The sequence below is a fragment of the Rubellimicrobium roseum genome (genome assembly GCF_006152145.1).
Classification (GTDB): Bacteria; Pseudomonadota; Alphaproteobacteria; order Rhodobacterales; family Rhodobacteraceae; genus Rubellimicrobium; species Rubellimicrobium roseum.
This window is the reverse complement of the sequence record NZ_VDFV01000017.1, coordinates 65,665-75,010: the sequence shown is the minus strand read 5'-3', so window position 1 is coordinate 75,010 and position 9,346 is coordinate 65,665. Positions and strand designations below refer to the sequence as shown.

Here is a 9,346-nt window from a genome sequence, read left to right as displayed (position 1 = left end):
GCTGCCCGCCCCCGTGCGCGTCACCCGCCTCGACCCGATGGCCACGGGCGAGCGCTTCGACGTGATCGTGGACTTCACCGGCCTGCCGGTCGGCAGCAAGCTGCGGCTCGTGAACCTGATGGAACATGACGACGGAAAGGGACCCAAGGGAACGCTCAGCTTGCGCGATGCGCTGCGGGGCAACTCTGACGACCCCGGGGTCGGCGCGATCCTTCAATTCCGGGTCGCCTCGCAGGTCTACAGCGTCGACGTGCCCGGGGTCGTCCACCGGTCCGCGTCGCGCGACTACAGCCAGGTGCCGTCCCGCCTGACCGAGGTGATCCCGATCGTCGAGCCCACGCGCGTGCGCGTGTTTGAGTTCAAGTCCGATCCCGACAGTCCGCGCGACCCCGTCACGGGCGAATGCTTCCCCGATTGCCCGGACACGAGCATACGTCCCTTCTGGGATTATGGAATGCGGCTCAATGGCGAAGGTAACTATAGCCTTAACGCCAACCGTGTGTCCTTCGTCGTTCCCAAGCCCGGCGACGTGGAGCACTGGGTCATGATCAATGGAAGCGGCGGCTGGGATCATCCGGCCCACCTGCATTTCGAGGAAGGCCGGATCGTTGATCGTGGCGGGCGGGCCTTGTCCGCGCTCGAGCGCAACTCGCGCAAGGACGTCTGGCGATTGGGCGAGGGCGGTACGGTGCGCATCCAGGTGCAGTTCGGCGAGTACGGCGGCGCCTATGTCATGCACTGCCACAACACCGCCCACGAGGACGCGGCGATGCTGCTCCGCTACGACGTGCTGACCGACCCCAACAACCCCAAGACCTCGCAGACGCACATCAACGTCATCCCCACGCCCAACCCCACCCCCGAGGGCGTGACCTACGTCACCCCCGAGCTCCTGCCCGAGGGCAACCCCTTCGATCCGGAGTTCCAGCCCTTTCCCGACGTGTAAAGCACCCCGGAGGTGCCATGAATTCCGAGTATCTTTTACCAAAGGCCTGCGCGGGGGCTCTCGCCTTCGCCCTGGCCACCGCCACGGCGGCGGCCGGTGAGGGGGTGCGGGGGCTCACCGGGGCCAGTCCGGCGCCGCCCAATCGAGATCCAGAATCGGCGACTCCCTGAGATCCTGGACCCTGGTGTCCCGGTGAGCCGACGCGTAGGCCGGGCTGCACACCGGGTAGACGCGGACATCGAACAGGAACTGCGCCGTCTCGCCGAGCCAGCCGTCGCTCCCGAAGCGCGCGCAGGTCCACGTCGGCCCGGCGGAAGTCCAGCGTGTTGCCGGAGATCAGACGGTCCACCTTGATCTCGGGACGGTGCCGCCAGAAATCCGACATCCGTGGCAGCAGCCACATGGAGCCGAACACGTCCGAAGAGGCCACCGTAACCCTGCGGGCCGTGTCGCTCCGGCGGATGGCACGGACCACTTCGGACGTTCGGGCATAGCCCTGGGCCAACACCTGGAACAACTCCTCGCCCGAGGCGGTGAGGAGCACCCCCCAGTTGTGGCGCGGGAACAGCGCCACGCCCAATTCGGTCTCCAGGCTGCGGATCTGGCGGCTGGCCGCGCCGGGCGTCACGTTCAGCTCCGATGCGGCCGGCGTGAAACTGTCATGGCGGGCCGCCGCCTTGAAGACCGCCAGCGAGGTCACCGGCGGCAGGTCGTCGGAGCGCCTGACCAGAGCGGGTCCTCCTGCCTCACAAGAGCGCCGGTGACTTGCTGCGTTGACCTGGGCTCGAGTCAAACGTGATCTTTTCCCAAGTTGTCGTCGCGTTGTCTTCCAGCTTTGCTGCGACCAGTGCCCTCCGTTGAACCGTCCAATGGGCGCAGCGTAGGTGCTGCAAAGACAGGACGCCAAGACGTCCTGTGGCGCGACCGTAGGACGCGGGCCCCTTCGTGATAGGCCAGAGGAGGGAGCATCATCTCCTTCAAGCGAGCGATTCAGGCGATCGTCACCTACGCCGGGACGCCGATGCGCGTGATTACCGGGGGCGTTCCGCACATTCCGGCCGATTGCTGCAACATCGTCGTGCCGGCCTCGCACCCGGAGGCGGATGCGGGCTTCATCATCATGGAGCAGGTCGGATACCCCGGGATGTCGGGAGGCAACACCATCTGGGTCGTCAGGGTGCTGCTGGCGATGAGCATGCGTCCCATGCAAGAGCCTGTCACCGAACTGACGCTGGAGGCTCTGGCGGGTCTGCTCCGGGTCCGCGCCGAGTGCCAGGGCGGCAAGGTCGAGGCCGTGACGTTCCGCGACGTCCCCACCTTGGCCGCCCATCTCGATGCCGTCCTTGACGTGCCGTGACCCAGCACCGGGGGTCGTGGAGGTGCGGTCCTCCCGACCGGGCTGGCCAGGGGGCATGGTGAGGGCTTGGAGCGGGGCCAAGCCCTTGGGAGCGCGACCGACGCCAAGGCACGGCTGGACCCAGGTCGCGGCGGGCGGGCACCGGGAAGGGACGGTCGGGGGCAGGCGGTCGGGTCGGGTCACGAAGGCATCCCTGAGGTTGTTGGGTCCAGCCTGCCGGAGCCGGGTTAACGAAGCGTAGCACCACCGAACGGTCCTCCCCCGATTCGCGCAACACCCCGACGCGGCCCCGGCCGCAGCAGGGGCCGGAGTCCCGAGGCGCCTTTCCCCTCGGCCGCGCGCCTCTATCTGGTCCCCGGCGCCGGACGATGGTCCGGCCCCTGCGGGGAGCCGCCCGGACGGCTCCGGAGGAGGACCATGGACCGCGACGACCACGCCCGACAGCGCCCCGATACCCCCTTCTACGACCACGCGTCCGGCGGTTGGGGGTCCGTCCGGGGTATGGCGGAGGTCCTGGCCGACCAGAAGCCTACGCCGGGGGCGATCCGCACGCTGATGCGCCAGAACAAGCCAGGGGGGCACATGTGCACCTCCTGCGCCTGGACCAAGCCCGCCGAGCCGCACCTGTTCGAGTTCTGCGAGAACGGCGCCAAGGCGACGATCTGGGACCTGACCTCCGACCGCGCCACGCCCGAGTTCTTTGCGGCCCACACCGTCACCGAGCTGCGCGGTCTGTCCGACCACGATCTGGAGAAGGCCGGGCGGCTCACCCATCCGCTGCGCTACGATCACGCCACGGACCGCTACCTGGAGACGAGCTGGGACGAGGCCTTCGCCGCCATCGGGGCGGAGCTGCGCGCGCTCGACCCGAAGTCGACCGTTTTCTACACCTCGGGCCGGGCGAGCCTGGAGACCAGCTACCTGTTCCAGCTCTTCGCGCGGCTTTATGGGCACAACAACCTGCCCGACAGCTCCAACATGTGCCACGAGACGACGAGCGTGGGGCTGAAGAAGGTGACGGGCTCCTCGGTCGGGACCTGCATCCTGCCCGATTTCGACCAGTGCGACCTCCTGCTGTTCTTCGGGCAGAACACCGGGACCAACTCGCCCCGGTTCCTGCACAAGCTGCAGGAGGCCAAGGAGCGGGGCTGCCGGATCGTGACATTCAACCCGGTGCGCGAGCGGGGGCTGGTGGAGTTCACCAACCCGCAGCGGCCCGGCCAGATGACGGTGAGGGAGCCCACGCCGATCTCGGACCTTTATCTCCAAGTCCGTCCCGGCGGCGACATCGCGGCGCTGGCGGGGATCATCAAGCGCGTGCTGGAGCTGGAGGACCGCGAAGGCGGCGTGCTCGACCGCGGCTTCCTGGCCGAGCACACGACGGGCTTCGACGATCTGGCGGCGCGCGTGACCGCGCTGGGTTGGGGCGAGCTCGAGCGCGAGTCGGGCCTGTTGCGCCGCGACATGCAGACGGTGGCGGATCTTTACGCCAAGTCCGAGCGGGTGATCGGCATCTACGGCATGGGGCTGACCCAGCACGTCCGGGGATGGCTCAGCATCGCCATGCTGGTGAACCTGCTCCTGCTGCGGGGCAACATCGGGCGCGACGGGACGGGCATCTCGCCGGTGCGGGGGCATTCCAACGTGCAGGGCCAGCGCACGGTGGGCATCACCGAGAAGCCGGAGCTCGCGCCGCTCGACAAGCTCAAGGAGATGTTCGGCTTCGAGCCCCCGCGCGACAAGGGCATGACCACGGTGGAGGCGGCGCAGGGGGTGCTGGACGGCACCGTGCGGGGCTTCGTGTCGCTGGGCGGCAACTTCGCCCGCGCCATCCCCGACAACGACCGGGTGGAGGAGGCCTGGCCGCGGCTGGCGCTCAACGTGCAGATCGCCACCAAGCTGAACCGCTCGCACCTGCGGCCGGGGCGGTCGTCGTGGCTGCTGCCATGCCTCGTGCGGTCGGAGGAGCATCGCGAGGCTACGGGGCCGCAGGCGGTGTCCATGGAGGATTCGCTGTCCATGATCCACGGGTCGCTGGGCAAGCGGCGGCCCGCGTCCGAGCACCTGCTGTCCGAGCCCGCCATCGTCGCGGGGATCGCCAAGGCCACGCTGCCGCCCAACCCCCAGGTGCGCTGGGACGATTGGGTGGCGGATTACGCGGTGATCCGGGACCTGATCGAGGCGACCTGGCCGGACAAGTTCAGGGACTTCAACGACCGGCTCTTCACGCCGGGAGGATTCCACAAGGGCAATGCCGCGCGCGAGCGGCGGTGGAGGACGGAGTCGGGCCGCGCCGAGTTCACGACGCCCGAGGCGCTGACCTCGCTGGGCCACTCGCCCGAGGGGGAGGAGATGACGCTGGTCACGCTGCGATCGAACGACCAGTTCAACACCACGGTCTACGGCTATTCGGACCGGCTGCGGGGGCTGGAGGGGCGGCGGGACATCCTGCTCATCAACCCGGAGGAGATGGGTCGGCGCGGGTGGGCCGAGGGGCAGGCCGTCACGGTGGAATGCGCGCTGGACGACGGCACGCCCCGCGCGGTGCACGGGCTGCGGCTGGTGCCCTACGACCTGCCCGACGCCTGCGTGGTGGCCTACTATCCCGAGGCCAATCCGCTGGTGCCGCTGGACCAGCACGACGAGCTGAGCCACACCCCGGCCTACAAGGGCATTCCCGTGCGCCTTCGGGTCGCCGTGGGATGAGGCCGGTCGGCTCAGCCGCCTTCGGCGTCGCGCAGCAGGCGGACCACCTCCTCGTCGGTGGTCTGGCGGAAGTCGCGGTAGTGGAGGCCGACCGCGCGGAAGGGCTCGGGCGTCGCGAGGGCGACCACGGCGTCGGCCTCGGGGCGGAGGTCGGCCAGGACCTCGGCCGGGGCCACCGGGACGGCCAGGATGAGACGCGCGGGCCGCGCCTGGGCGAGGCCGCGGAGCGCCGCCCGGACCGTGCCGCCCGTGGCTATGCCGTCGTCCACGAGGATCACCGTCCGCCCCAGGGTGTCGAGCGGCGCCCGGTCGCCCCGGTAGGCGCGGCGGCGGCGCTCCAGTTCGACGATCTGGGCCTGGGTCTCGGCTTCGACATGCCCGGGCGGGGGACGGATCAGTTCCATGACCGCCGGGGTCAGGACGACCTGCGGCGGGGTCCCGTCCACCACGGCACCCAGGCCGACCTCCGGGTTGCCGGGCGCGCCGATCTTGCGGACGATCAGCACGTCGAGAGGGGCGTGCAGGGCGCGGGCGACCTCGTGGGCCACGGGAACGCCGCCGCGGGGCAGGGCGACCACGACCGGGTCCGCGAAGGGCGCCTCGCGCGCGAGGGCCTGGCCGAGCCGTTGCCCGGCCTCGGTCCGGTCGCGGAAGATCATGGCGCGGTCCCGGCGCCGGTCCGGTTCGCGTCGCCTGGCCCGGCGGGTCGTTCCGGCATGGACGGCCCCTTCTTCGGCGCCCCGTCGTGGCCGGGGCCTGCCGGTTCCCCCAACCCCGGAGGGGACGCGATGTTCCGCCGCGCCGCGCTGGCATGTCCGATCCCATGACCCGAGCATCCGCCGACGAGGCGCCTGTGTGGCAGGCCGGCTGCCCCGACGAGCTTCGTCCGGTGGTGGAGGCCTGTGCGAGCGGAGCTTTGCCGCCCAACGTGGCGCTCCTCCGGTTGGCGATGGCGGCGCGGGGCCCGGAGGAGGTCGAGGGGGCGCTGGAGGGCGCGCGCGCAGGCGCCCCGGCCCCGGAGGCCGGACGGTTGGGCGAGGCGCTGAGGCTGTGGCGGGGCAACCCGAAGGCCTTCGCCACGGTGCGGTCGGTGCTGGCGGGCGTGGCGCATGACGGGCCGTCCCCCGAGGACGGGCCCGCCCATTGGGCGCGGATCTTCGACCGGCTGTCGGAGCGCGCGCCCGAGGCGGGCGTGGCGCTCTATGCGCTGGGCAATGCGGACCTTCTGCGCGCGGCGACGGCCGAGGTCGTGGACTGGCTGGCGGCGCAGGGGCTTCTCGGGCTGGGGCGGGAGGTGCTGGAGATCGGCTGCGGGCAGGGGCGTTTCGTGGCCGCGATCGCGCCGCGCGTTCGATGGATCACGGGACTCGACATCTCGGCGGGGATGATCGCGCGGGCGCGCGAGACCTGCGCCGGGCTTTGCAACGTCGCGCTTGCGGTCGGCAACGGGTGCGATCTCGGGGGCGTGACGGACGGTTCGGTGGATCTCGTGCTGGCGGCCGACGTGTTTCCCTATCTCGTCCAGACGGGCGAGGCGGTGCTGCGGCGTCATGTCGAGGAGGTGGCGCGTGTGCTCCGGCCCGGCGGGACGCTCGCGGTGCTGAACCACTCCTATCGAAGCGACCCGGAGCGCGACCGGGCCGAACTGGCTGCGCTGGGAGCCGGGGCGGGGCTTGGGCTGAGCCGCGTGGGCCGGGGCGACTTCGCGCTTTGGGATGCGCCGAGCTTCCTGCTGCGGAAGGACTGAGCCGGATCAGGCCGGGCGCAGCAGGCGGCGGTGCATGGGCGTGGGCGCCGCGCCCCAGACGGACTTGTAGCCCTCGCCGCCGCGCAGGAAGTCGAAGGTGGCCACGCCTTCGCACGCGGCCTGCTGCATGGCGGCACCGACGAGCAAGGCCGAGGGGCTGAGCCTGGACTGCGCCGGATCGAAGCCGCCGTTGTAGCCGTGATGGGCCCAAGGGCCGGCCAAGACGAGGAGGACGGCGATGCGGCGTCCCTGAAGCGTGACCTGATGGAGCCGCAGGAGCCCCGCGCGGGCGAGCGAAGGACCCGCGTCGCGCAGGAGCGCCGCGAGCAGCGGCTCGGCCAGCACGCTGTCCGCGCCGAAGCGGAGCGCGTTGAGCCGCAGCAGGTCCTCGATGGCGGGGCCGACCTCCTCGGATGCGGCGAGACCGAGGTGGCCGCCTTGGCGCTCCAGTTGCCGCCGGGCGTGGCGCCAGTGGGACCGTTGCCGTCCGGAAGCCGCGCCGAGTCCGTCCTCGCCCGTGAGCGGCGCCAGGAGGCAGGCGTCGCCGGGCTCTCGCGCATCCGACCAGCCGGGCGGCGCGGCGGCGGCGAGGAGGGGTGAGTCGGCGGCAAGCTGCTGGAGGTCGATGCGGTCGAAGGGCTCGGGCGCGGCGTCGGGCAGAGCTGCGAGGAGGCGGGGAGCTTCGGTTTCGAAGCCGGGCGCGACGAGGGCCTCGCCCCGGTCGCTGGGGCCGGTCCCGGCGAGGAGCAGCGCGCCATCCCAGCAGAAGACGGGCAGGAAGCCGACGAGCCGCCCCCCGGCCCGGAGCGCGACCGCGCCGCAGCGGCCGGGGGCGTGATGGCGCGCCCAGGGCAGGAGCCAGGCCGGGTGCACGAAGGGCGTGGCGCGGGAACAGAGCGCCCAGAGCGCCGCCCATTCGGGTTCCAAGGCGGCCAGCGCCGAGGGCGGCACGACCTCGACATCCGGGGCGAGGGGCTTCGACGACCGTTCGGCGCTGAAGGCGGGCAGGGCGGGTCCTCCGCAGCAGCATCACGGGCCAACGGGCGCGCGCCGTGGCGGTTCCTTGGCCGTGGGAACAAGCGGACCATGGCGTCGTTCGGAGGGGCGAGATCTCATGGGAGAGGTAAGCACCATGACCGATGACCGCGAGCAACGCATCCGCGAGCGCGCCCATGCGCTCTGGGAAGCCGAGGGTCGCCCGGAAGGACGGCACGAGCATCACTGGCGGCAGGCCAGCCAAGAGGTGGGCGAGGAGATGTTCGACCCGCAAGGCGCCTCCGATGGCCAGGACAGGCCGGGGGCGCTGGACGGCGGGCTTCTGCCCGAGGGCGGGCTGGTCGCGGGGGGCGGGCCGGCTGGACTTGGGCTCGGCGGTCTCGGCGTGACCGGCTCCGAGCCCGACGAGGAGGACCGCACGGGCGTTCCGCCCCAGGGCTGAGACGGGACGATCAGGGAGCCCGGCGCGGGCCGGGCACCGGGTGCCTCAGGCGGCGGCGTCGAGCGCCAGCATCTCGCGCACGCGGGGGATGACCTTTTCGCCGTACAGGCGCAGGCCCGACAGGAGCTGATCGTGCGGCATGGGGCCGTTCGCATATTTCAGGTCGAAGCGCTGGAGGCCCAGCCCCTGCACGGTGCGCGCGATCTTGCGGGCGACCGTCTCGGGCGAGCCGACGTAGAGCGCACCCTGCTCGACCTCGGCCAGGAAGCGGTCCTTGGTTACGGGCGCCCAGCCGCGCTCGCGCCCGATGCGGCCGAACATCGCTTGATAGTGGGGCCAGAGCGCCTCGCGCGCGGCCTCATCGGTCTCGGCCACGAAGCCGGGGGAATGGACGCCGATGGGCTTGGGCGTGCGGCCGAGTTGGGCGCAGGCGCGGTGGTAGAGGTCCACGTAGGCCCGGAAGCGCAGGGGATCGCCGCCGATGACAGCGAGCATGAGCTGAAGGTCGTGGCGCACGACGCGGACGACGGATTCGGGGCTGCCGCCGACGCCGACCCAGGTGGTCAGGCCTCGGTGTCCGAGGCGCGGATAGACGGTCGCGTCCTGCAGGGGCGCGCGGGTCTCGCCGGACCACGTCACCTTCTCTTCGCGCAGGAGACGGGCGAAGAGGTCGAGCCGCTCCTCGAACAGGAGGTTGTAGTCCTGGAGGTCCTGCCCGAAGAGCCCGTAGCTTTCGGTGAAGGAGCCGCGCCCGAGGATCGCCTCGGCCCGGCCGTTCGAGACGGCGTCCAGCGTCGAGAACCGCTGGAAGACCCGCACCGGGTCGTCGGTGGACAGGACGGTGACCGCGGTGCCGAGCCGGATGCGCTTGGTGCGGCCTGCAATAGCCGCCAGCACGATCTCGGGGGAGGAGATCGCGAAGTCGTCGCGGTGATGCTCCCCCAAGCCGATGAAGTCGATGCCAAGCTCGTCGGCGAGGACGGCCTCCTCGACCACATCGCGCAGCACCTGGTCCATGGGCTTGGGCTGGCTGTCGGGCCCGATCGTGACGTCGCCGAAGGTGTCGAGGCCGAGGGAAAGGGCGGTCATGGCAATCTCTCTTGGCAAAGGAGGCTGGACAGGAGCTAGGGGTCCGAGGCCCCGGCCGGAAGG

General features: G+C 71.2%; 9 protein-coding genes. 5 read left to right on the top strand and 4 right to left on the bottom strand.

All coding sequences use genetic code 11. From position 1 onward, the window contains the following. Nucleotides 1–946: multicopper oxidase domain-containing protein (locus FHG71_RS12995; protein WP_218014092.1), on the top strand; the 946-nt coding region annotated here is incomplete at its 5' end. Here the strand turns inward: FHG71_RS12995 and FHG71_RS24750 are convergent. Then, on the bottom strand, nt 879–1,646 hold the full coding sequence (locus FHG71_RS24750) for a LysR family transcriptional regulator (protein ID WP_218014091.1): 768 nt from the start codon (nt 1,644–1,646) through the stop codon (nt 879–881). The two genes, FHG71_RS12995 and FHG71_RS24750, sit on opposite strands and share 68 nt — an antisense overlap. Before the next feature lie 321 nt (nt 1,647–1,967). On the opposite strand from FHG71_RS24750, the gene FHG71_RS12985 reads away from it, so the two are divergent. Then, nucleotides 1,968–2,303, top strand: a complete 336-nt coding sequence (locus FHG71_RS12985) for a proline racemase family protein (protein WP_139082115.1) — start codon at nt 1,968–1,970, stop codon at nt 2,301–2,303. A gap of 417 nt (nt 2,304–2,720) precedes the next feature. Then, nucleotides 2,721–5,009 (top strand): FdhF/YdeP family oxidoreductase, encoded by a 2,289-nt coding sequence (locus FHG71_RS12980; protein WP_139082114.1) that lies wholly within the window; start codon nt 2,721–2,723, stop codon nt 5,007–5,009. Nucleotides 5,010–5,020: 11 nt separating this feature from the next. Here FHG71_RS12980 and FHG71_RS12975 read toward each other — a convergent pair whose 3' ends face one another. Then, the gene (locus FHG71_RS12975; protein ID WP_139082113.1) at nt 5,021–5,668 is read right to left on the bottom strand and encodes a phosphoribosyltransferase; all 648 of its coding nucleotides are present in this window, start codon (nt 5,666–5,668) and stop codon (nt 5,021–5,023) included. Nucleotides 5,669–5,832: 164 nt separating this feature from the next. On the opposite strand from FHG71_RS12975, the gene FHG71_RS24575 reads away from it, so the two are divergent. Then, nucleotides 5,833–6,756 (top strand): class I SAM-dependent methyltransferase, encoded by a 924-nt coding sequence (locus tag FHG71_RS24575; RefSeq protein ID WP_139082112.1) that lies wholly within the window; start codon nt 5,833–5,835, stop codon nt 6,754–6,756. 6 nt (nt 6,757–6,762) lie between these two features. Here FHG71_RS24575 and FHG71_RS12965 read toward each other — a convergent pair whose 3' ends face one another. Further along, the gene (locus FHG71_RS12965; RefSeq protein WP_139082111.1) at nt 6,763–7,707 is read right to left on the bottom strand and encodes a GNAT family N-acetyltransferase; all 945 of its coding nucleotides are present in this window, start codon (nt 7,705–7,707) and stop codon (nt 6,763–6,765) included. A gap of 181 nt (nt 7,708–7,888) precedes the next feature. Here FHG71_RS12965 and FHG71_RS23990 point away from each other — a divergent pair, with 181 nt between their 5' ends. Beyond that, nucleotides 7,889–8,194, top strand: a complete 306-nt coding sequence (locus tag FHG71_RS23990) for a DUF2934 domain-containing protein (RefSeq protein ID WP_218014090.1) — start codon at nt 7,889–7,891, stop codon at nt 8,192–8,194. Nucleotides 8,195–8,239: 45 nt separating this feature from the next. On the opposite strand, the gene FHG71_RS12955 is transcribed toward FHG71_RS23990, so the two are convergent. Then, complete coding sequence (locus FHG71_RS12955) at nt 8,240–9,283, bottom strand: LLM class flavin-dependent oxidoreductase (RefSeq protein ID WP_139082110.1); 1,044 nt, start codon at nt 9,281–9,283, stop codon at nt 8,240–8,242. Between the last annotated feature and the right edge of the window lie 63 nt (nt 9,284–9,346).